The 22,899-nt window shown below is 67.4% G+C and carries 21 protein-coding genes; 10 read left to right on the top strand and 11 right to left on the bottom strand.

Annotated elements, in window-relative coordinates; genetic code table 11:
- Positions 1–64 precede the first annotated feature (64 nt).
- The 4 genes from F618_RS0109055 to leuC all read right to left on the bottom strand — a co-directional run bounded on the left by F618_RS0109055 (position 65) and on the right by leuC (position 4,801).
- Positions 65–1,090 carry an aspartate-semialdehyde dehydrogenase gene (locus F618_RS0109055; RefSeq protein WP_019568372.1) on the bottom strand — a complete coding sequence of 342 codons (1,026 nt, stop codon included), beginning with the start codon at positions 1,088–1,090 and terminating at the stop codon, positions 65–67.
- A 177-nt stretch (positions 1,091–1,267) separates the two neighbouring features.
- Positions 1,268–2,341, bottom strand: coding sequence for a 3-isopropylmalate dehydrogenase (leuB, locus tag F618_RS0109060; RefSeq protein ID WP_018937754.1), 1,074 nt, complete (start codon positions 2,339–2,341; stop codon positions 1,268–1,270).
- 399 nt (positions 2,342–2,740) lie between these two features.
- The gene (gene leuD, locus F618_RS0109065; RefSeq protein ID WP_019563511.1) at positions 2,741–3,385 is read right to left on the bottom strand and encodes a 3-isopropylmalate dehydratase small subunit; all 645 of its coding nucleotides are present in this window, start codon (positions 3,383–3,385) and stop codon (positions 2,741–2,743) included.
- Between the two features lie 3 nt (positions 3,386–3,388).
- Positions 3,389–4,801 (bottom strand): 3-isopropylmalate dehydratase large subunit, encoded by a 1,413-nt coding sequence (leuC, locus tag F618_RS0109070; RefSeq protein WP_019568373.1) that lies wholly within the window; start codon positions 4,799–4,801, stop codon positions 3,389–3,391.
- A 388-nt stretch (positions 4,802–5,189) separates the two neighbouring features.
- On the opposite strand from leuC, the gene F618_RS0109075 reads away from it, so the two are divergent.
- Entirely contained in the window at positions 5,190–6,071 is an 882-nt protein-coding gene (locus F618_RS0109075) for a LysR family transcriptional regulator (RefSeq protein WP_019568374.1), read from the top strand.
- Between the two features lie 38 nt (positions 6,072–6,109).
- On the opposite strand, the gene arsJ is transcribed toward F618_RS0109075, so the two are convergent.
- From arsJ to F618_RS0109090, 3 genes are all read right to left on the bottom strand, one after another.
- A complete protein-coding gene (gene arsJ / locus F618_RS0109080; protein ID WP_019568375.1) occupies positions 6,110–7,345 on the bottom strand; it encodes an organoarsenical effux MFS transporter ArsJ in 1,236 nt (411 codons plus the stop codon).
- 7 nt (positions 7,346–7,352) lie between these two features.
- Positions 7,353–8,366, bottom strand: a complete 1,014-nt coding sequence (locus tag F618_RS0109085) for an ArsJ-associated glyceraldehyde-3-phosphate dehydrogenase (RefSeq protein WP_019568376.1) — start codon at positions 8,364–8,366, stop codon at positions 7,353–7,355.
- A gap of 84 nt (positions 8,367–8,450) precedes the next feature.
- Entirely contained in the window at positions 8,451–8,909 is a 459-nt protein-coding gene (locus F618_RS0109090) for a TspO/MBR family protein (RefSeq protein ID WP_038071487.1), read from the bottom strand.
- 194 nt (positions 8,910–9,103) lie between these two features.
- Here F618_RS0109090 and F618_RS0109095 point away from each other — a divergent pair, with 194 nt between their 5' ends.
- From F618_RS0109095 to F618_RS0109105, 3 genes are read left to right on the top strand one after another with little or no spacing between them, the layout of a single operon-like run.
- On the top strand, positions 9,104–10,324 hold the full coding sequence (locus F618_RS0109095; RefSeq protein ID WP_019568378.1) for an efflux RND transporter periplasmic adaptor subunit: 1,221 nt from the start codon (positions 9,104–9,106) through the stop codon (positions 10,322–10,324).
- Complete coding sequence (locus F618_RS0109100) at positions 10,321–13,395, top strand: efflux RND transporter permease subunit (RefSeq protein ID WP_019568379.1); 3,075 nt, start codon at positions 10,321–10,323, stop codon at positions 13,393–13,395. The genes F618_RS0109095 and F618_RS0109100 overlap by 4 nt, the downstream gene beginning before the upstream one ends.
- On the top strand, positions 13,388–14,962 hold the full coding sequence (locus F618_RS0109105) for a TolC family protein (RefSeq protein ID WP_019568380.1): 1,575 nt from the start codon (positions 13,388–13,390) through the stop codon (positions 14,960–14,962). Before F618_RS0109100 ends, F618_RS0109105 begins: the two co-directional genes overlap by 8 nt.
- Positions 14,963–15,001: 39 nt before the next feature.
- On the opposite strand, the gene F618_RS0109110 is transcribed toward F618_RS0109105, so the two are convergent.
- From F618_RS0109110 to F618_RS0109120, 4 genes are all read right to left on the bottom strand, one after another.
- Positions 15,002–15,580, bottom strand: a complete 579-nt coding sequence (locus tag F618_RS0109110; protein ID WP_019568381.1) for a histidine phosphatase family protein — start codon at positions 15,578–15,580, stop codon at positions 15,002–15,004.
- Entirely contained in the window at positions 15,577–15,726 is a 150-nt protein-coding gene (locus F618_RS16590) for a DUF2256 domain-containing protein (protein ID WP_081620877.1), read from the bottom strand. The genes F618_RS0109110 and F618_RS16590 overlap by 4 nt, the downstream gene beginning before the upstream one ends.
- A 285-nt stretch (positions 15,727–16,011) precedes the next feature.
- A complete protein-coding gene (locus tag F618_RS0109115; protein ID WP_018169593.1) occupies positions 16,012–16,425 on the bottom strand; it encodes a thiol-disulfide oxidoreductase DCC family protein in 414 nt (137 codons plus the stop codon).
- On the bottom strand, positions 16,418–16,747 hold the full coding sequence (locus F618_RS0109120) for a hypothetical protein (RefSeq protein ID WP_018650250.1): 330 nt from the start codon (positions 16,745–16,747) through the stop codon (positions 16,418–16,420). The genes F618_RS0109115 and F618_RS0109120 overlap by 8 nt, the downstream gene beginning before the upstream one ends.
- Before the next feature lie 236 nt (positions 16,748–16,983).
- Between F618_RS0109120 and mtgA the strand changes: the two genes are divergently transcribed.
- The 6 genes from mtgA (at position 16,984) to F618_RS0109150 (ending at position 22,824) form a co-directional block, all read left to right on the top strand.
- Positions 16,984–17,706, top strand: a complete 723-nt coding sequence (mtgA, locus tag F618_RS0109125) for a monofunctional biosynthetic peptidoglycan transglycosylase (protein WP_018951766.1) — start codon at positions 16,984–16,986, stop codon at positions 17,704–17,706.
- A 118-nt stretch (positions 17,707–17,824) separates the two neighbouring features.
- A complete protein-coding gene (locus F618_RS0109130; protein ID WP_019568382.1) occupies positions 17,825–20,137 on the top strand; it encodes a mechanosensitive ion channel domain-containing protein in 2,313 nt (770 codons plus the stop codon).
- 147 nt (positions 20,138–20,284) lie between these two features.
- Complete coding sequence (locus F618_RS0109135) at positions 20,285–20,971, top strand: zinc metallopeptidase (protein ID WP_019568383.1); 687 nt, start codon at positions 20,285–20,287, stop codon at positions 20,969–20,971.
- Positions 20,972–20,997: 26 nt separating this feature from the next.
- Positions 20,998–21,648 (top strand): class I SAM-dependent methyltransferase, encoded by a 651-nt coding sequence (locus F618_RS0109140; protein WP_026331206.1) that lies wholly within the window; start codon positions 20,998–21,000, stop codon positions 21,646–21,648.
- Entirely contained in the window at positions 21,645–22,160 is a 516-nt protein-coding gene (locus tag F618_RS0109145; protein ID WP_019568385.1) for an MOSC domain-containing protein, read from the top strand. Before F618_RS0109140 ends, F618_RS0109145 begins: the two co-directional genes overlap by 4 nt.
- Before the next feature lie 73 nt (positions 22,161–22,233).
- On the top strand, positions 22,234–22,824 hold the full coding sequence (locus tag F618_RS0109150; RefSeq protein WP_018169586.1) for a hypothetical protein: 591 nt from the start codon (positions 22,234–22,236) through the stop codon (positions 22,822–22,824).
- The last annotated feature ends 75 nt before the right edge of the window (positions 22,825–22,899 follow it).

Genomic DNA, 22,899 nt, shown 5'->3' on the forward strand with positions numbered 1-22,899 from the left:
ACGGCCGATGACCCCCTGGCCACGGATGTACCGGGTAGTGTCCCCGGCGTTTTCCCGGATTAAATCACAGGTAATCGCGGATCAAAACCTCCGCGATCTGAATCGTGTTCAGCGCAGCCCCCTTGCGCACGTTGTCCGAGACCACCCAAAGGTTCAGTCCGCGGGGGTGGGAAATGTCCTCGCGGATGCGGCCGACGAACACCGCATCCTTGCCGGAACCCTCGGTCACCGCAGTTGGATAGCCCCCGTCCTCGTGCTTGTCCAGTACCGTGATCCCCGGTGCGCTGGAGAGGATCTCGCGCGCCTTCTCCGCACTGATCTTCTCGCGCGTCTCGATATGCAGGGCCTCGGAATGCCCGTAGAACACCGGAATGCGCACGGCGGTCGGGTTCACCAGGATAGACTCGTCGCCCATGATCTTCCGGGTCTCCCAGACCATCTTCATCTCTTCCTTGGTGTAGCCATTGTCCTGGAAGACGTCGATGTGCGGCAGGGCATTGAACGCGATCTGCTTGGGATACACGTTACACTCCACCGGACGGCCATTCAGCAACGCCGCCGTCTGGTGCGCCAGCTCCTCGATCGCCTCCTTGCCGGTACCGGACACGGCCTGGTAGGTCGCCACGTTGATCCGTTCGATGCCTACCGCATCGTGCAACGGCTTCAGCGCCACCAGCATCTGAATGGTGGAGCAATTCGGGTTCGCGATAATCCCGTGTTTCGTGTAATCGCCCACCGCGTCCGGGTTCACCTCCGGAATCACGAGCGGGATTTCCGGGTCGTAGCGGAACTGGGAGGTATTGTCGATCACAACGCAGCCGGCCGCCGCCGCCTTGGGCGCATATTCCGCGGACACCGAGGCGCCCGGCGAGAACAGCCCGATCTGCACCGTGGAAAAATCAAAAGTCGCCAGGTCCTCGACCTCCAACTCGCGCCGGCCGTAGTCCACCGTCTTGCCCACCGACCGCGAGCTGGCCAGGGCATGCACGCGCCCGATCGGCAGGTCGCGCTCGGCCAGGATGGACAGCAGGGCCTCGCCAACGGCGCCCGTTGCCCCGACCACGGCCACGTCAAATTTGCGGTCACTCATCGTTAATTCCCGGTTTAATTTTGATCTTCAAGCTATTGATAGTTCTATTGTACCGTAGGATGCGACGAGCGCAGCGAATCGCATCAATCTCTTCCCCAGCGGAGGCAATGATGCGTTTCGCTGCGCTCAACGCATCCTACACTTGCGCGTGATACAAGCCCCGTTCGTGAGGCCGCCTCAATCGTCCAACGCAGCCACCAGGGCATCCCCCATCCCCTGCGTACCGACCAGCTTCATGCCTTCACCGAAGATGTCTGGGGTACGCAAGGCCTGATCCAGCACCCGACCAACAGCCGCCTCGATGCGTTCGGCCAGGTCGTTGCGGTTCAGACTATGACGGAGCAGCATCGCGACCGACAGCACCGTCGCCATCGGGTTGGCCTTGCCCTGCCCCGCAATATCCGGTGCCGAACCGTGGATCGGCTCGTACAGGCCCACGCCCTCGCTGTTCAGCGAGGCGGACGGCAGCATGCCAATGGAGCCGGTCAGCATTGCCGCTGCATCGGACAGGATGTCCCCGAACATGTTGCCGGTCACCATCACGTCGAACTGCTTCGGGTCACGCACCAGCTGCATCGCGGCGTTGTCTACATACATGTGAGACAGCTCGACCTCGGGGAATTCCTTCCCGACACGCTCGACCACCTCGCGCCACAGCTCGGAGACCTCCAGCACGTTGGCCTTGTCCACCGAGCACAGGCGCTTGCCCCGCTTCATCGCCGCCTCGAAGCCGACCCGGGCGATCCGCTCAATCTCCGATTCGCTATAGACCAGCGTATTGAATCCGACCCGCTCGCCATTGCGTTCCTCGATCCCGCGTGGCTGGCCGAAGTAGATCCCCCCGGTCAGCTCGCGCACGATCAGGATATCCAGCCCGCTGACCACCTCGGGCTTCAGCGTGGAGGCCGAGGCCAGCTGCGGGTACAGGATCGCCGGGCGCAGGTTCGCGAACAGGCCGAGATCCGAGCGGATGCCCAGCAGCCCACGCTCGGGGCGCAGGTCGCGCTCCAGCGACTCGTACTGCGGGCCACCCACCGCCCCCAGCAGGATCGCGTCTGCACGACGCGCCGCCTCGCGGGTGGCCTCCGGATAGGGGTGCCCGGCCGCGTCATGCGCCGCGCCCCCGATCAGGCCCTGCTCGATCTCCAGATCCAGACCGCCGATCTCGCCCACGCGCTCCAGCACCTTCAGCGCCTCGGCCACGATCTCGGGCCCAATCCCGTCCCCGGGCAATACCAGAATTCGGCTCACAAACCTCTCCCAAGTAACTATTATTCTTTACCTATACATTCCTAGTGGCAACGTCATTGCGAGGAGCCGCAGGCGACGTGGCAACCTCCGGGCGCAACCCCCGACGTTTACCCGAGCCAGCGCCGGGGCTGCCCTGGGAGATCGCCACGTCGCTCCGCTCCTCGCGATGACGGTGCTTCCTGCCCCCCGTCATTGCGAGGCCCCGCCAGGGGCCGTGGCACAAAAGCGCGAAGCGCGTTGAACGGCCGCAGGCCGGCCCGAAGGGCGAGCGCAGCGAGTAACCCCCCAACGCTGGCAGAGCGCCGGTACGGGGATCCGGTGGTTACGGACGGAGGTTGTTTCGTCGCTTCGCTCCTCGCAATGACGGTGCCCGGATCCAGGCCGTGCCAGACGCACTGTCTACCGTTGTTCCGCCATCCACGGCCATTCGCGGCGCTGGCGCTCCTCGAAGGCCCGAATATCGTCCGCAAACTGCAGCGTCAGGGCGATATCGTCCAGCCCGTTCAGCAGGCGATGGCGGCGGTCCTCGTCCAGTGTGAAGTCGAATACGGTACCGTCCGGCGCGGTCACGGTCAGCTCTTCCAGGTTCACCTGGACCAGTGCCCCCGGGTTCGCCTCCACCTGATCAAACAGGCGCTGCACCTCGTCCTCGGCCAGCACGACCGGCAGCAGGCCATTCTTGCAGCTGTTGGAGAAGAAGATGTCCGCGAACGACGGCGCGATCACCGCACGAAAACCGAAGTCCGTCAGCGCCCAGACCGCGTGTTCCCGCGAGGAGCCGCAGCCGAAGTTCTTGCGCGCCAGCAGGATGGTCGCCTGGTCAAACGGCGCCTGGTTGAGCACAAAGTCCGGGTTCGGCCGGCGCTTCGAGCCATCCATGCCCGGCTCGCCCGGGTCCAGGTAGCGCCAGTCGTCGAAGGCATTGGGGCCGAAGCCCGTGCGCTTGACCGACTTCAGGTACTGCTTGGGGATGATCGCGTCGGTATCCACGTTGGAGCGGTCCAGCGGCGCGACGATCCCCTTGTGTACAGTAAAGGCCTGCATCGCTTACGCCTCCTTCAACGCGGACGGTTCAATGAAGTGCCCGGCGACGGCCGCCGCGGCGGCCAGCGACGGGCTGACCAAATGCGTACGCCCACCCTGCCCCTGACGCCCCTCGAAATTGCGGTTCGAGGTGGAGGCGCAGCGCTCGCCCGGTTCCAGGCGGTCGGCGTTCATCGCCAGGCACATCGAACAGCCCGGCTCGCGCCACTCGAAGCCGGCATCCAGGAAGATGCGGTCCAGCCCCTCCTGCTCCGCCTGCTGTTTCACCAGCCCGGAGCCCGGCACCACCATCGCCAGCTTGATGCTATCGGCCTTCTTGCGGCCCTTCACCACCTCGGCGGCGGCGCGCAGGTCCTCGATCCGGGAATTCGTGCAGGAACCGATGAATACCTTGTCCGGACGGATCTCCGTCATCGGGGTATTCGCCTTCAGGTCCATGTACTCCAGCGCCCGCTGCATGCCCTCCGCGCGCACCGGATCGGACTCGGCCGCCGGGTCCGGCACCCGCCCGTCGATCGGCGCGACCATCTCCGGCGAGGTGCCCCAGCTGACCTGCGGGGCGATCTCGGCGGCATCCATCTCCACCACCGCGTCGAACTCGGCATCCGGGTCGGAGACCAACGTGCGCCAGTACTCGGCCGCCCGCTCGAACATCTCGCCGGTCGGCGCCTGCGGCTTGCCGCGCACGTATTCGATGGTCTTCTCGTCCACCGCGACCATGCCCGCACGGGCCCCGGCCTCGATCGACATGTTGCAGACGCTCATGCGGCCTTCGATCGACAGGCTGCGGATCGCGGAGCCGGCAAACTCGATCGCGTAGCCGGTACCCCCGGCGGTGCCAATGCGGCCGATGATCGCCAGCACCACGTCCTTGGCGGTGACCCCCGGACGCAGCTCGCCTTCCACACGGATCTGCATGGCCTTGGTCTTCTTTTGCCACAGGCACTGGGTGGCCAGCACATGCTCCACCTCGGAGGTGCCGATGCCGAAGGCCAGCGCGCCCAGCGCGCCATGCGTGGAGGTATGCGAGTCGCCGCAGACCACGGTCATGCCCGGCAGGGTCGCGCCCTGCTCCGGGCCGATCACGTGCACGATGCCCTGGCGCACGTCGGCCATCGGGAAGAACTTCAGACCCAGGCTCGTGACGTTACTCTCCAGCGTTTCCACCTGGATGCGCGAGACCGGATCCGCAATCCCCTGGTCGCGATCAGCGGTAGGCACATTGTGATCCGGCACCGCCAGCACGGAATCGCCGCGCCACGGCTTGCGCCCGGCCAGCCGCAGCCCCTCGAAGGCCTGCGGACTGGTCACCTCATGCACCAGGTGGCGATCGATGTAGAGCAGCGTCGAGCCATCCGGCTCCTCGCGCACCCCATGCGCCTCCCACAACTTGTCATACAGGGTCTTGCCAGCCATTACCCACTCCCGCGGCCGTGCCGCGTTCTGTCGTTCTTGCGTCCCACCGCCGGCGATCCACCGGCGCTATACAGGCCCACCCTTGCACAGCGCCGCCACTGGCACCGTCATTGCGAGGCCCCGCAGGGGCCGTGGCAACCTCCGTCCGGAACCACCGGATCCCGGTACTGGCGCTCTGCCAGCTTCAGGAGGTTGCCGCGTCGCCTTCGGCTCCTCGCAATGACGTCGTTTCATGACGCCCGTTGATCTAGAGTCTGGGCCCACCCCGGTATTCTTTCAAATCCGATTTCTTATCCGTATCATTCCATACGGTTATATAGGTGCCGGGTCATGCCGAGCCCGACCATCGAACGGACCATTATCTCACGCAGGGACTGGAGAGACACGGATGCGCCCGGAACAACTGAGTGTCGAATCCCTGCAGGCCTTCGTCGCGGTCGTCGACACCGGCGCCTTCTCCGCCGCGGCCGAACGGCTGCACCTGACCCAACCCGCGATCAGCAAGCGCATCCAGTCCCTGGAGGCCACGCTGGAGCGCCCGCTGTTCGAGCGCCAGGGCCGCCGCGTTCGGCCGACGGAGGTCGCGGAGCGCCTGCTGCCCGAGGCCCGCGAAATCCTCGCCCGCCTGCGCGCCATCGAGCAGCAGGTCGCCGACCTCGACCAGGTGGTGCGCGGCCGCATCCGCCTGGCCACCTCGCACCACATCGCCCTGCACCGCCTGCCCACGCCACTGTCCGCCCTGCGCGAGTGCTACCCGGAGCTGGAACTGGAACTGGCATTCATGGATTCCGAGGCCGGCATCGAGGCCGTCATGCACGGCGATGCCGACCTGGCCCTGGCCACCCTGCCCGAAGATCTGCCGAAGGGCGCCGAGGCGCACACGGTATGGACCGACGACCTCGTCCCCATGGTCGCCCGCAACCGCGCTGACGACACCCCGCTGGATACCCTGCGGCGCCTGCACGACTGGCCGGCCATCCTGCCGCCCGCGGATTCCACCACCCGCCGCCAGATCGACCAGGCCCTGGCCGCACAGGGCCTGCACCCCACCGCCGCACAGGAAAGCCCCTACCTGGAAGTCATCCGCATGATGATCACGGCAGGCCTCGGCATCGGCTTCCTCCCCCGCACCATGGCCACCGACGACCTCGCCGTACTCGACTGGCCCGGCGCGCCCGTCGCCCGCCAGCTCGGCTGGGTCCGCCATGCCGAGCGCTACCGCTCCCGCACCCTGGAGGCCGTCATCGAGGCGTTACAGCGGCCGCAGTAACCCGATGGCCGCCCCCTTCCAGGCCGGCAGCCGCGCGGTCATGCGCGGGCGGCTTCGCGGGGGAGCAGGGACGAGATCATCCAGGTGGCGAAGATGAAGAAGGTGGAGGCAATCAGGGCGCCTTCCAGGCCCCAGACCATGAAGATGGCGCCGGAGGCGACGGTGCCGACCAGGCGGCCGCCGGCGTTGGCCATGTAGTAGAAGCCGACCTTCATCGCGACGCGGTCCGCCTCGGCGTAGTCGAGGATCAGGAAGGAGTGGACGGCCGAGTTGATTGCGAACACCACGCCGAACACGCCCAGCCCGACCATCAATACCCAGGCCGGGTCCAGGCCCACCTCCAGTCCGATCACGATGGCGATCGGCAGCAGCATCAGGATGAACGCCCACAGGCGCGCGGTGAGCCCGGTCGGATGCACCCCGCCCTTACCCAAGAGGCGCGGCACGGAGGCCTGCACGATGCCGTAGCCGATCACCCACAGCGCCAGGAACGCGCCCACCTGCATGTGGTTCCAGTCCAGCGTGGCGCTGAGGAACACCGGCAGCGCGACCACGAACCACACATCGCGCGCGCCGAACAGGAAGAAGCGTGCGGCCGAGAGCACGTTGATCGCGGCGGAGTTGGAGAACATCTGGGTGAACTTCGGCTTGCCGCCGACACGCCCCAGCCCGCGCGGCAGTCCGACCACCGAGAACAGCATGACCAGCGCCAGCATGCCGGCGAGGATCACCAGCGCCATCTGGAAGCCCACGCTGTAGAGCAGCGCCCCGCCGACAAAGAAGCCGACCCCCTTCAGCGCGTTCTTCGAGCCGGTGAGCACCGCAACCCAGCGAAACAGCCGCCCCTCCTCATCACCCGCGACCAGCTTCACGCCGGACTTCGCACTCATCTTGTTCAGGTCCTTGGCGATCCCGGACAGGGCCTGGGCGAACATCACGTAGGCCACGCCAAGCCAGGCCTCGGGCACCGTGAGCATCAGCAGCGCCGCCACCTGCAGCAGCGTCCCGCCGATCATGGTGGTGTTCACCCCCAGCCGCGCGGCCAGCCAGCCGCCGGTCAGATTGGTGATGACCCCGAACAGCTCGTAGAACAGGAACAGGAAGGCGATCTCCAGCGGGCTGTAGCCCAGCTGGTGGAAGAACAGCACGACCAGCATGCGGATCGCGCCGTCGGTGACGGTGAACGCCCAGTAGTTCGCGGTGATCCGCGCGTAGGCACCCAGCCCCAGGGTGGGCGGCCCGCCCGGGTTTGGCTGGTCGGCCGCTCCGCTCACGACGGCCTCAAACCCCCAGCTTGGCGACGCGGGCGACCAGCTCGACCAGCCGGTTCGCGTAGCCCCATTCGTTGTCGTACCAGGCCAGCACCTTCACCTGCGTGCCGTCGACTACCATGGTCGACTGGGCATCCACGATGGACGAGCGCGGGTCGGTGCGGAAATCGCTGGAGACCAGCGGGCGCTCCTCGTAGCCGAGGATGCCGTTCAGATCGCCGTTCGCCGCCTCGCGCAGCAGGCCGTTGACCTCGTCCGCCGTCGTCTCGCGCGCGGCCTCGAAGGTGAAATCCGTCAGCGACGCGTTCATCAGTGGCACGCGCACCGCATGGCCGTTCAGACGCCCGTTCAGTTCGGGAAAGATGTCGCCAATCGCCTTCGCCGAGCCGGTAGTGGTCGGGATCAGGTTCAGCCCGGCCGCACGAGCCCGGCGCAGGTTGTCGCGCGGCAGGTCCACCGGCGACTGGGTGGCGGTCATGTCGTGCACGGTCAGGATGGTGCCGTGGCGGATCGAAAGTGCCGGATGCAGCACCTTCACCAGCGGCGCCAGGCAGTTGGTGGTGCAAGAGGCAGCCGTCACGACGTGGTGCTTCGCGGGATCGTAAGCGGCGTCGTTCACACCCATCACCACGTTCAGCGCGCGCTCGTCCTTCACCGGCGCCGCGACCACCACGCGCTTCGCGCCACGGGTGAAATGCGGCTCCAGCGTGTCCATGGTGCGGAAGGCGCCAGTGGCGTCGATGACGATGTCCACGTCCGACTCGCCCCACGGCACCTGCGCCGGCTCGGCCAGGCTCGTGTGGCGCAGCTCGCACCCGTCGACCCGGATCTGGCCCGCTTGGGCCTCGGGCTCACGGCCCCAACGCCCGTGAACGGAATCAAACTCCAGCAGATGCCCGGTAACGGTCCCGTCCGCGGCGACCTCGTTCAGATGCACGACCTCGATGTCGTCCCGGTCCCATGCCGCGCGCAGGGCCAACCGACCGATCCGCCCCATCCCGTTTATACCGACGCGCACCGCCATGGAGCCCCTCCCGCGAAAAATCGCGTCAGCATACCCCGCCCAAATGACAAACGCATGACGCCCGGGCGCCGAAAACACGGCTCGTCAGTTGAGCCAGACGATCCCCGCGTTGAGGTAGATGGCAAAGGCGACCCACAGCAGGTACGGCACCAGCAGCGCGCCGGCGATACGGTCAATGCGCCAGAAGGCGATCAGAGTGGCCAGGATCAGCGGCCACAGGATCAGGATCTCGGCGAGCGCCAGATCCGGGCGTTGGATGCCGAAGAACAGCACCGACCAGCCGAGATTTAGCGCGAGCTGGGCCAGGAAAAACCCCAGCGCAATCGGGGCGCCGGTCAGGCCGACGCGCCGCCAGACATGCCAGGCGGCGAGACCCATCAGGCCGAACAGCACACTCCAGACCGGGCCGAATACCGCATCCGGCGGATTCAGTGGTGGACGCGCCAGTGTCGGATACCAGTCGCCCACCGAGAGACTGGTTGCCCAGCCACCCAGCCCGGCTACGGCAAACACCAGCACCATCGAGCCCAGGAGCCCGAGCATGTCCGTGGCAAAGGAGCGCCGTTGCGGGCGCGGGGAACGGGCCGATTCGGGTGTCGTCACGGAATTCTCCTTGTACTCGGGGGTCCTAGTCCGGTCTTGATCGAATCGCCGCCGAATTCCGAACGGAATTCATGCACGATTCAGTCAACCACGCGACACTCTAACCTGACCACCCCGCAAACAAGCGAGTTGCAATGCCCCGCCCCGCCACACTGATCACCGCGCTCCTGTTTCTCCTGGCCGCTGGCATCCTCGTCTGGATGCTGCTGGGCCCGGAAGACGACGCGGCCTCTTCCGGTCGTCCGGGCGGTGGCGAGACCCGCCCGGTCGCGGTCGCCATCGCCGGCATCGAGACCCGCGACCTGGTCGAACGGCGGCGCTTCACCGGCAGCATCGAGGGCGCCGACCGGATCGAGATCACCCCCCGCGTAGGCGGGCGGGTTGCCGAGGTATTCGTCAATCTGGGCGACCGCGTGGAGCCCGGTGATCCGCTGCTGCAACTGGATACCGAGGAATTCGAGCAGGACGTGGCCCAGGCGGCGGCGGAGCTGGAAGTCGCCGAGGCCAGCCTGGCCGAGGCCCTGGCCAGCCGCGATGCGACCCGGCGTGAACTGCAGCGCACCCGCGAGCTGCGCGACCAGGGGATCGCGTCGCGCTCGGAGCTGGAGGCCGCGGAGACTGAACTCGCCCTGGCACAGACGCGCGTCGCCCTGGCCGAATCGCAGATCCGCCAGCGGCGCTCCGCGCTGCGCACCCGCGAGATCCAGTTGAGCTACACCCGCATCGAGGCGGGTACGGCCGACAGCACCCGCTGGGTCGCCGAACGCCACGTGGATCCCGGCACGGTCATCAGCGCCAACGACACCGCACTTGCGCTGGTCCGGCTGCAGCCGGTGCGCGCCATCCTGGCCGTGACCGAGGCCGACTACGGCCGGCTGTCGCCGAGCCAGGGGGCACAGGTCTACACCGCCGCCTATCCGGACGCCGGATTTGCCGGCACCATCGCCCGCATCGCCCCGGAATTCCGGCCCGGTTCGCGTCAGGCGCGGGTCGAGGTGGAGATCCCCAACGAACGCGACCAGCTGCGCCCGGGCATGTTCGTGGAGGCCGCCATTACCCTGGGGGAACGCGACGCCGTCCGGGCCATACCGCGCGACGCGATCATCCAACGCGAGGCCGGCCCGACCCTGTTCAGCGTGGACCGCAGCGGTGAACGCCCGCAGGCCCGCCGCCATCAGGCGGTTACCGGCGTGCGTGACGGCGACTGGGTCGAACTGCTGGAACCCGAGCTGCCGGAAGGCACCGAGGTCGTCGTGCTCGGCCAGCACCTGCTCGCGGACGGCACCCCGCTGCGCGTGACCGACCCGCGCAACGTGCCGGGTGGAGACGACACACCCGAGTCGGACACCCCGTGAATCCGGCCCGCGTAACGGTCCACCGCCCCGTGCTGACCAGCATGGTAGCCCTGATCGTGGTGATCCTCGGCCTGACCGCGCTGACCCGCCTGCCGGTGGATCTGCTGCCGAATATCACCTACCCGGTGGTCACGGTGATGACGTCCTACCCCAATGCCGGGGCCGAGGAAGTCGAACAACTCGTCACGCGCCAGGTGGAGCAGGCCGCGGCCGCCATTACCGGTGCCCAGGAGATCCGCTCGACCTCCGCCGAGGGCAACAGCAACGTCCGCATCAACTTTGCCTGGGGCACGGACATCCGCCAGGCGGTGGACGACCTGCGCGATCGCCTGGCGCGCATCGAGGACCGCCTGCCCGATGACGCCGATCGCCCGCTGGTACGCCAGTTCGACACCCAGGACTCGCCCATCATGCGTCTGGGCATCGGCTCGCAACTGGACGCCATCCACCTGCGCACCCTGATCGACAACCGTATCGCCTCGCGTCTGGAACGCATCCCCGGCGTGGCAGCTGTGGATACCTTCGGCGGCCTGGAGCGCGAGGTCCGCGTGGAGGTGGACCCGGAACGCATCGAGGCCATCGACCTCGGCCTGGACGACCTGCGTGATCGCATTCGAAACGCCAACGTGATCACCCCCGGCGGCCCGATCATGGACGGGCGCCGCGAATACCGCCTGCGCACGCCGGCCGAGTTCCGCTCGGTGGACGAGGTCCGCGACACCATCGTGCAGCGCAGCGAGGACGGTGTGACCTACCTGCACCAGGTGGCCGACGTGCGCGACACCCACCAGCGCGTTACCCGCCGGTTCCGGGTCAACCAGGAGGAAGGCGTGCAGCTCGCCGTGCGCAAGCTGGCCGACGCCAACACCGTAGAGGTCTCCGAGGCGGTCCACGTCGAACTGGTGCGCCTGAACCGCGACTTCCCCCAGATCGACATCCGCGCCGTCACCGACGAGGCCGGTTTTATCCGCAACTCCATCACCAACGTCGGTCGTTCGATCCTCTACGGCAGTGCACTGGCCGTGCTGGTGCTGCTCGTGTTCCTGCGCAACATCCGCTACACGCTGGTGGCGGCCACCGCAATCCCGCTGGCGGTGATCGCCACCTTCGGCCTGGTCTACTTCGGCGGCTACTCGCTCAACCTGATGACACTCGGCGGGATCGCGCTGGGCGTGGGGCTGATGGTGGACAACGCCATCGTGGTGATCGAGAGCATTGCCCGACGGCGCGAGGAACATGCCGAACAGACCGCCGCCGAGGCCGCCATCAGCGGCACCGGGCGCGTCGCACCCGCCATCGTCGCCAGCACCCTGACCACCGTGGCGATCTTCCTGCCGCTGTTCTTCGCCGAGGAACTGGCCGGCCAGCTGTTCAAGCCGCTGGCGGCGGTGGTCGCCTTTGCCCTGGCGGGCTCACTGATTGTCGCGCTGACCCTGGTCCCGATGCTGATGGCCCGCGCCCCGATGCCCAAGCGCGACACCAGTGCCCTCGCGCGCATGGAGCAACGCTACCAGGGGCTGCTGCGGCGCACCCTGGCCCAGCCGTGGATGGTCATCGGCATCAGCCTCCTGCTGCTGATGATCGCCCTGGCGGGGCTGCGCGGCGTGGGCACGGAATTCCTGCCCGCCACCGACGAAGGCGAATTGCGCGTGCATGTCGCCATGGAGCCCGGCACACCCCTGGAAGAGCTCTACGCCACCATGTCCGGCCTCGAGGCGATCATCCACGACGAGGTCCCGGAACTGGAAAACCTGGTCTCCAGCTCCGGCGCCTCGGCATTCCGTGCCTCCTCGCCCGCCTCCGGCAACATGCGCGTGATGGTCGGCTCGCGCGACAGCCGCAGCCGCTCCTCCGACGAGATCGCCGCGGCCCTGCGCGACGCGCTGGGCAGCCCGCCGGGGGTCGAGATCCGCGTGCGCGCCTCCAGCGGGATTTTCTTCCGCGGCTTCGGGCGCGGCGCCGACGAGGAAAGCCTGTCCATCGAGGTCCGCGGCTTTGAGCTGCCGACGATGAACGCCGTCATCGAGCGCTTCGAGAGCGCGCTGGCGGACGTCCCCGGCGTCACCGACACCCGCGTCGGCTCCGACGGCGGGCAGCCGGAATTCGCCACCCGCATCCACCGCGACCGCGCCGCCGACCTCGGCGTGGACGTGCGCACCATCGCCCAGACCCTGGAAACCGCCCTGGGCGGCTCCGGCGCCGGCCAGCTGCGCGCGGGCGGCGACGAGACGCGCATCTGGGTCCAGCTGCGCGACGCCGACCGGAGCTCGCTGGACGACCTCCTCAACCTGACCGTGCGCAGCGAGGACGGCGAACGCGTGGCATTGCGCAGCCTGGTCACGTTCGATACGGCGATCGGCCCGGACAGCATCCAGCGCCGCGAACAGGCGCGCATCAGCACTTTGTTCGTGAACATCGGCGACCGCTCGCTGGGCGAGGTCGCCGCCGACGTGCGTGCGGCGCTGGCCGATATCCCGCTGCCGGAGGAAATCGACTTCTCGGTCACCGGCGACATCGAGGAGCAGGAAGCGGCGTTCTCCGAACTGCTGCTGGGCACCCTGCTCGCGACGTTGCTGGTCTACATGGTCATGGCCAGCCTGTACGAGTCCCTGCGCGACCCGCTGATCGTGATGTTCTCCATCCCGCTGGCGATCATTGGTGTAACCGGCGCGCTGCTGATCACCGACACCACGCTCAACGTGCAGTCGCTGATCGGCATCCTGCTGCTGGTCGGGATCGTGGTGAACAACGCGATCCTGCTGGTGGACCGCATGGCGCGGCGCCACCGCGAAGACGGCATGGAACTGCAAGCGGCCATCGTGGCCGCCGCGGGCGAGCGCCTGCGCCCGATCCTGATGACCACGCTGACCACCATCCTGGCGCTGTCGCCGCTGGCCATCGGCATGGGCGACGGCGGCGAGGCCCAAGCCCCGATGGCCCGGGTCGTGATCGGCGGGCTGCTCTCGTCTACCCTGATCACCCTGGTGCTGATCCCCACGCTCTACCTGCTGTTCCACCGCCGGGGCGAGCACCCGCAACCCGTCTACCGAGTCGCCACGGATCATGCCTAGAACTCCCCTGCCCTTCCTCGTCGCGCTCGCGCTGGCCCTCTCGGCCCACGCCTCTGAAGCGCCGGATGCCTCCGACGGGCTGCGCCTGTCCCTGCCCGCGGAGGCACTGACGGACGCCCGGCCGTTCGAACGCGAGGCGGTGGCGGAAGAGACCCTGTCCCTGGAGGAGGCCGTCGCCCGCGCCCTGGAAGGCAACCGCGGCCTGCGCGCCGAGCGCCTGCAAACCGCGATCCAGGGCACCTTCGAGGCACAGGAACGCGCGGTGTTCGACCCCGAGCTGTTCGCCGAGCTGGAGATTAGCCGCGACCAGAGCGTGCGCCAGCTGGAACAGATCGGCGAAACCGATGAAGTAACCACTACCCGGCGCTTTGGCGAGGCGGGTCTGAGCCAGTCGCTGCCAACCGGTACGGACCTGACGGTCTCCGTACGCAGCTCGCGCAGTTCCAGCTCGCGCGTGGAGGCACCCCAGTTCACCACCCGCGCGGGCCTGAGCCTGACTCAGGCCCTGCTCCGCGGCGGGCGTATCGAGTCCAACCTGGTGCGCCTGCGCCAGGCCGGCCTCGACGTGGAGGCCTCGGAGTACGAGGTCCGCGGCTTCGTCGAACAGCTGATCACTGACGTCGAGGGACGCTACTGGGATCTGGTGTTGGCCGACGAACGGATCGCCATCTTCGAGGAGGCCCTGGCCGTGGCCCGCGAGCAGCTCGACCAGACCGAGCGGCGCATCGCCGCCGGCGACCGCCCCGAGACCGAGGCCGTGTCGGCCCGTGCCGAGGTGGCGCTGCGCCGTCAGGGCCTGATCGACGCCCGCGCCGAACGCGCCCGCGCGCAGGACGGCCTCGCGCGACTGCTCCAGGGCGACGGCGGCCTGTGGGATACCCGGCTCGAGGCGAGCTCCGAGCCGGGCCTGGAACGCTACACGCTGGAACCCCTGAATGCCTACGTGGCGCTGGCCCGCGACCACCGCGCCGATCTCAACGAAACGCGACTGCGGGTCCAGCGCGACCAGCTGGAGGTCGTGCGCACCCGCAACGGCCTGCTGCCGCGCCTGGACTTCTTCGTGACCCTGGGCCAGTCGGGCTACGCGGACAGCTTCAGCCGCACCTGGCGCGACCGCCAGGGCGACGGCTACGACCTGGCGGCCGGCCTGCGCTTCGAGATGCCGATCGGCAACCGCGCCGCCGAGGCCGAACACACCCGGGCCCGGCTGACCCGCCAGCAGATCCGGGAAACCCTGGCCAACCTGGAGCAACTCGCCATCGAGGACGTGCGCGGCACCTGGTTCGACGCCGCCCGCATCCGCGAACAGATTCAGGCACAGGAAGAGACCGTCGAGTTGCAGGAAGAGCTGCTGCGGGTGGAACAGACGCGGTTTCGCGTCGGCGCCGGTACCGCCCTGGCCGTCTCCCAGGCCCAGCGCGACCTGCTGGAGAGCCGTCTGAACCTGACCGAGACGGTCGTGCGCTTCCGTCAGCTCACCACCGAACTGCTGAACGCCAGCGGCACCCTGCTGCTCCATCGCGGCATCGACGCCCCCGGCGCCGAACGCGTGGAGATCCGTCTGTAAGCCGGCTTGCACACGACCCGGCGCCTTCGGGTCGCGCGGCTATTGATCCACCGGCCGGGCATTGCCCTGCGCGTCGATCTCGGCGACCAGCATCGCCCCGGCGCCAAGGCTGCGGCCGCTCAGCTCCATGATATTGGCCCGGTGGGTCACGTAGACCGCCGGCCCCGCCGTCTGCCGGTATTCGTCCGCCAGGTGTTCGCGCCACGCCCGCATGCGCCGCTCGCGTTGCGGGGCATTGGTGCGAAACACCGAGCCCATTGCCTCCAGCACCACGGGCTCGCCGAATCCCAGGAGCGCCGCGGTATCGACATTGCGGCACCACGGACCCGCGAACACCCGGATCGACTCCAGGCCCGCCGCGCGCAGGCGCTCCCCACTGGCGCGCGCCTGCGCGCGTCCTTCAGCCGACAGGTTGCGCTGCGTGGCGCAGTCATCGACATCGAAGCCCGACGGGTCACCGATGCCGGGCGCCAGGGCATGGCGCATCAGCAGGATGCGGTGGGGTTCCTGTAATTGCGCGACGATCGCACGTTCAGCCGCCAGGTCGCCCGCCACCAGGGGCAGAGGCACCGCCAGCACGGCGATCCCGAACACCAGAACGACAAAGCGCTTCGTCACGCGATCTTCCCCGAACGGCGACGCCGGCAGGCGTCCGAACAGTAGCGAACCTCATCCCAGCACCGGGCCCATTTGCGCCGCCAGGCGAACGGGCGGCCGCATACCGCACAGGTCTTCTCCGGTAGATGCGGCTTGGCGTGGGCCACCTTAAGGAGACGCTGATTTAATCGCGCGTCCGCGCTCGAGTCGCTTTTGCGTGCGAACAAGGCGCGGTGACTGCCGTGCAGTCATTCTGCACAAGGGAACCGCAACGCAGTTCCCACGCAAAAGCGGCCGAGCCCCTGCTTTCAATGGCTTGTGGGGTTGGTGCCCCCTGTTCCCCGATCCTGCGTTGCGCCGCTTGCGGGTAGAACCACTACCCGCTGCACGACGCGCCTTGTCTCGGAAAACAGGGGGTACCAACGCGGACGTGCGATTAAATCAGCGTCTCCTTAACGGTCCGGGTGACAGACCCCATCGTCGCAGCGCGAGCGCCAGCGATAACGCGCAATCACGTTGTAGACGCGATCCATCAGCCAGACGATCGGCGGCAGGCGGTGCAGCACACCGCCAAGCCAGCGGTAATATGGCAGGTGCCGCCAGACCAGCACGAAGGCCCAGGCGCCGCTGCGAATGCGCCCGTCGGCGCTTACGGCATGCATGCGCTGCATCGCACGATCCCAGGTAATCCCCCAGGCGTCGAGCGGTGTGGCATCAGCATGGATATCACGCCAATCGATCGCACCCGCAGTGTCGAGCCGCTGGTAGTGGCCGATCTCGCGCCGGCAAAGCGGACAACCGCCGTCGAAGAACACCACCGGTCGTCCCGGGGCCTCGGAATATTGGTCCTGGTGGTTTTCAGGCATGCCCCACCGGCCCGGTCTGCTGGTGCCGGGCACCATCGAGGGATCTGAGCGCCCGCTCGACCACATCACGCGCCAGATCCTGGGTCATCTCGGGGTTGGCCGGGATCATCTCCGTGCGCACGGCCAGGGCCATTGCCAGCGCTTGCAGCACGTCGCCATTGCAGGTATCGCCCAGCACGCCGATCTCGCTGTCCAGCGTGTCGGTCAGGCGATCCAGCAACTGTTGCACCCGCACCGCGGAACCGGTCTCGGGATGCAGACGGAAGTCGAAGGACACGGCCTCGCCGCTCGGGGTGACATAGCGATAGGGCAATACGTCCATGGCTCTCTCCTTCGCGAACGGTTGGCTTGTTAAGGCGAATTCCGGGGTCGTCCTCCTCACCCCTTCGCCATTGGGCCACGAAACGGCAAAACAGTTCGCCGCGCATGCTTCCAGAAGAGAAGAAAGGGCACGCCCCATCCCGCCCGGCGAGCGCAGGGGTTATCCTTTCAGCCCATGAATCCCCGTCTCCGGACAGTCATCCATCCGCACGCCCACCGCCCAGAGGCGAGACCGTAGTGGCCACGCGCCGCAAGCGCCGTCCGCTCCGCCGGTTGCTCTACTGGACGGGCGGACTGGCCGCATTCGTCCTGGCGCTGGGAATCGGGGCAATGCTCGCCCTGGTGGTGCTCTTCGCCCGGGTCGACCCGCCCTACGGCATGGCCATGGTGGTGGCAACCGACTGGCAAACCGCCTCCAACCGGCGCCCGGACTGGCAACGCCTGGACGATCTGCCCCGCCATCTGATGCTGGCGGTAATCGCGGCCGAGGACCAGCACTTCCCCAACCACCGCGGCTTCGACTGGGGCTCGGTGCGCCAGGCGCTCAGCGATCACGCACGCGGCGGGCGCCTGCGCGGCGCCAGCACCATCAGCCAGCAAACCGCGAAAAACCTCTTCCTGTGGCACGGCCGCTCCTGGGCACGCAAGACGCTGGAGGCCGGGTTCACCTTCGGCATGGAGACCCTCTGGCCGAAGCGGCGCATCCTCGAGATCTACCTCAATCTGGCCGAATGGGGTCCCGGCATTTACGGCATCGAGAACGCCGCCCAACACTACTTCGGGATCTCCGCCACCGAGCTCGATCGCCACCAGTCCGCGCGCCTGGCCGCCATCCTGCCCAGCCCCGGGCGCATGAACCCGGTCCGCCCGGGGCCCAACCTTGACCGACGGATCGTCTGGGTCGAGCAGCAGATGGCCCAATTGGGCATCGCATGGCTGGATCCGATGCTGCTGGAATAAAGCCTGTGCGCAGGCCACCGAAATTGTGGCGCGGAACTTCCAGCCTTTAGACTGCCTCGGACTGACTGACCGTACCGGGGGCTCGCAAGGATGTCCCTCCCAGACATGGAGGTTTGCCGTGACCCATCTGCGCGCGCCGCGTATCGACTTCTCCCGCCTGCTGGTGCTTGTCGCCCTCCTACTGATCCTGCCCCTCGGGGCCGCGTCCGCACAGGACACCGGTCAGCAGGATTCCGGCAGCGATCTGCGCCAGATGCTCATCGACGCGCTGGAGAACGAGGAGGCCCGCGAAGACTTGCTCGAGGCCCTGCGCTCCGGCGACGGCTCCAGCGCGAAGGACGCCGCCACGGATGACCTCCCGGTCGAAACCGGCGACAGCGAATCCGTGGCGCGCCAGATTGCCCAGCTCACCCAGTCGCTGGCCGAGGGCACCGTGGCCGAGGTCCGCGCCCTGAGTGAGATCGCCACGGACATCGCCGAGCGCGTCCGCGCGATCGAGCCAACCGTGTTCGGGGTGGCCGTGCTCGATCTCGCCATCATCATCGTGTTCACCGTTGCCGTGTTCCTGGTGCTACGCCGGATGGGTGCGCCGCTGTTCACGGCGCTCGACCGCTGGGCGCTGAATGCCGCAGAGCACATGCGCCTGATGCGGGCGCTGCCGGCCGTGCTCCTGGCGGCCGCCATCGACTTCCTTGTCGTCATCCTCGCCTGGCTGGCCGGCTATGCCCTGGCGCTGTTCGTGCTGGGCGACTCGGGCGAGATGAACACCCGGCACTCGCTGTTCCTGAACGCATTCCTGCTGATCGAAGTGACCAAGGCGGCCCTGCGCCTGATCTTCGCCACGCGCTACCACGGCCTGCGCCTGCTGCCGATGGCCGGGGACGAAGCGGCCTACTGGAACGCCTGGCTGGCCCGCATCGTGGGGTATATCGGCTACGGCCTGTTGCTACTGGTGCCAATCGCCAACAACCAGATCTCGTCCGAGGCCGGGCGCTCCCTGGGCCTGATCGTGATGCTGACGGCTTTCCTCTACGCCGCCGTGATCATCCTGCAAAACCGGACGCGGGTGCATGACCGCCTGATGGCGTTGGCGAACAGGACCCAGTTCACCTTCACCCGCATCCTAGTCTCGATGCTGGCGAACTTCTGGCACTGGATCGCCCTGATCTACTTCCTGGCCCTGGCCGTGGTCAGCATCACCCGGCCGGAAGATGCGCTCCCCTTCATGGCCAAGGCGACCGGACAGACGCTGCTCGCCATCTTCGTGGGCATCTTCGTCGCGAACCTCCTGACCCAGTTGATCGGCCGCCGGATTCGGGTCCCCGAAGAGACGCGGGAGAAGTTTCCGTCGCTGGAGCTGCGCCTGAACTCCTACATCCCCAACGCGCTCAAGGTGATGCGCCTGGTGATCCTGCTGATCGTGCTGGCCGTGGTCGCGGATGCCTGGGGTGCATTCAGCCTGACCACATGGCTGGCCTCGGACATGGGCATGGCGGTGCTGGGTACCGCGATCTCTGTAGCATTGATCCTGCTCGGCGTTCTGGCCATCTGGCTGGTCTTCGCCAGCTGGATCGAGCACCGCATGAATCCGAATACCGGGGGGGGGCAGCCGACCGCCCGCGAGGCCACGCTGCTGACGATCTTCCGCAACGCCATGGCCATCGTGCTGATCGTGATGACCACCATGATCGTGCTCGCCGAGATCGGCGTGAACATCGGCCCGCTACTGGCCGGTGCCGGTGTCCTCGGCCTGGCGATCGGTTTCGGGGCGCAGAAACTGGTGCAGGACGTGATCACCGGCGTCTTCATCCAGCTGGAGAACGCAATCAACGTCGGCGACGTCGTCACGGTGGCCGGCACCACGGGCGTGGTGGAACGCCTGACCATCCGTTCGCTGGGCGTCCGCGACCTCTCCGGGACCTACCACCTGATCCCGTTCTCGTCAGTGGATGCGGTCGCGAACTACATGCGCGAGTTCGCCTACCACGTCGGCGAATACGGCGTCGCCTATCGCGAGGACATCGACGAGGTCATCGTGCGCCTGCGCGAGGCCTTCAAGGAACTCCAGCAGGATCCCGACCAGGGACCCAACATCCTCGACGAGATGGAGGTGCACGGTGTCACCGCACTGGCCGACAGCTCGGTCAACGTGCGGGTCCGGATCAAGACCCTGCCGGGCACCCAGTTCGGCCTGGGCCGCGCGTTCAACCGCCTGGTCAAGAAGCACTTCGACGCCGCCGGCATCGAGATCCCGTTCCCGCACCAGACCATCTACTTCGGTCGGGAGAAGGACGGCGGCGCCCCGGCAGCCAATCTACGGCTTCTGCAGGAGAAACCGGCCAACGAGCAGGATGGCGACGACTACTCGGATGACCGGCGGGCGCGCCCAAATCCGAAGCACAAGGGCGACTACGACGAGGCCGACGACTGAAGCGCTTGTCCGTGAGCGGGGCGCGCACTCGAATCCCCCCTGCCGCGGCAACTCCCGGGCAGGGGCTTCGCGGGCGACCCCGCTCCCAAGGCCCCAGGGAGACGCTGGCTCTTTCCGACGGCTCGGGCTTCGGGAGATCATGAGCGCATGCGTCTCCTGATCCTGCTTGTGCCTCTGCTCCTGCTCGCTGCCTGGACACCCGGCTGGTGGGTCCGCCACACCATGAAGAAATACCACCGCCCAGCGGACCGCTACGATGGCACCGGCGCGGAGCTGGCGCGCGAGCTGCTGGACCGCCACGGACTGCACAAGGTCCAGGTGGAAACCACGAAGGACGGCGATCACTACGACCCTGCCTCGCGCACCGTGCGCCTGTCACCGGAGAACCACGACGGCCACTCGCTGACGGCGATTACCGTGGCCGCCCACGAGGTCGGCCACGCCGTACAGCACGCCCAGGGCTATGCGCCACTGCGCATGCGCAGCACGCTGGTCGGAATGACGCGCTACGGCCAGCAAATCGGCGCCTGGCTGCTGATCGCCATTCCGTTCATTACGCTGCTGGCGCGGCACCCGGCGCCGGGGATCCTGTTCTTCCTGGCCGGGGTGCTGTCCATGGGCCTGGCCGCCCTGGTCCACTTCATCACCCTGCCCACCGAGTTCGACGCCAGCTTTCGCCGTGCCATGCCGATGCTGCGCGAGGGCAACTACCTGCACCCGCCCGACTACCCGCATGCCGAACGCATCCTGAAGGCGGCGGCCTATACCTACCTGTCGCAGTCGCTGATGAGCCTGCTGAACATCGCCTCGTGGTTCCGGTACCTGCGCCGATGACCGTTCCCGCCCCGGATGCCTGCCCGTTGTGCGGGCAGCCCACCCGGCCGTTTCACCACCGCGGCATCGGCGACGCTTCGCCCGGAGACTATCGACGCTGTCAGCACTGCGGCGTGATCGCGCTGGAATGCAACGCCTGGCCCCGCCGCGAGGTGGAGCGGGCGTACTACCAGACCCACGAGAACCGGCCGGATGATCCCGGCTACCGCGCCCATCTGCAGCGACTGATCGAACCATTGGTCAAGGCGCGGCCACCCCCGGCCCACGGACTCGACTGGGGTTGCGGTCCGCAACCCGTGCTCGCCGGGTTGCTCCAAGACCGGGGCTACACGATGGCGTTCTGGGACCCGGCCTTTGCCCCCGCACAACCCGATCCGCCCGACGACGGCTGGGACATCCTTACCTGCACCGAGGTCCTGGAACACCTGCACACGCCCCTGAACACGCTGGGAACCATGGTCGCGGGACTGCGCCCCGGCGGGGTCCTGGCCGTGATGACCGAATGGCCACCTGCGGCGGCCGACTTTCGTCGCTGGCACTATCGCCGCGACCCCACCCATGTCGCCTTCTACGGCCCGGCCACACTCCAGTGGATTGCCACCCGCCTGGGATGCACACTGGACCTGCCTGCCCCCGATATAGCCCTGTTCAGACGTCCAGGAGACCTCCCGCAATGATCCACCGACTGCGTGCCTGGCGCCCGGAGTGGTTCGGTCTGCCCGTCGCGCACCTGCAGGCGATCCACGTCTGTGCCGCGGCTGGCGACCCGATGGCTTCGATCGAGTCCATCGAAGCCATCGCCGGCAGCGGACTCCGGGGCGATCGCTACGCCACCCATCGCGGGCATTGGCATGCGGTCGAGAGCTGCCCGGTCACACTGATCACGGCCCCGGAACTGCAACGGGCGTCACAGCGCCGCGGCCGCCCGATCGCCCCCGGGGAACATCGCCGCAACCTCGTGGTCTCCGACTGGTACCGCATACCCCGCCAGAGTGGCTTTCTTCGGATCGGAGAGGCGGTCCTGAAGATCGGACGGCCACGCCCGCCCTGTGGGTATCTCAACCAGCTAGTGGGCGACAACCTCGCGCGAGCCCTCGGTCTCGACAGCGGGATTTGCCTTGAAGTCGCGCATTCCGGGATCCTTCGCGTCGGCGACCGGGTGAGCTGGCACCCGGGCGGGCCCGCATGATTCGGCCACGCTTGTTAAGCTGGGGTTAAGTGCCATTGACTACGATGTACGTGTATTCACAAGGAGAAACTTTATGAAGATTCGTTCCCAGTCCCTCGCCGGACTGATTGCCGCCGCCGCGCTCGCGCTGGCCAGCCCACTCGCCATCGCCCAGGGCATGGGCCAGGGGCAAGGTCAGGGCGGCATGGGCATGCAGGGTGGCCAGGGCGGCAACCCGCAGATGGAGATGCAGCAGCTCCAGCAGACCCTCGCCGAGACCCAGCAGCAGGCCATCGAGAACAACCCCCAGCTGGAACAGAAGGGTGAAGAACTGGAGAACCTGGTGCTGGACAAGATGGAGGCCGCCGGCTACCAGCCGCGCCGTGATCTGGAGACCCTCGAATCCGCCGAAGAGCAGCTGCGCGACCCCGATCTGAGCGCGGAGCAACGTCAGGAAGTCATTCAGTCCGAAGACGTGCAGCAGGCGCAGATGAACCTGCAGGAAGCACAGCAGGCCGTCGCGGAAGACCAGGAAATTCGTCAGGCGCAGGAATCCCTGCGTGAAGACCTGATGGCCGCCATGCGCCAGGAAAACGCCGATATCGACGACGTGATCGAGCGCATGCAGCAAATGCAGCAACAGATGCAGCAGCAACAGGGTGGTCAGGGCGGCATGATGCGCTAATCGCGTAACCAGCCCGTTAACAAAGAAAGCCCGGCCCCTGCAAAGGGACCGGGCTTTTTTCATGTCCGGGCCGGA

It is taken from the genome of Thioalkalivibrio sp. ALMg13-2, assembly GCF_000381185.1.
Classification (GTDB): domain Bacteria; phylum Pseudomonadota; class Gammaproteobacteria; order Ectothiorhodospirales; family Ectothiorhodospiraceae; genus Thioalkalivibrio; species Thioalkalivibrio versutus.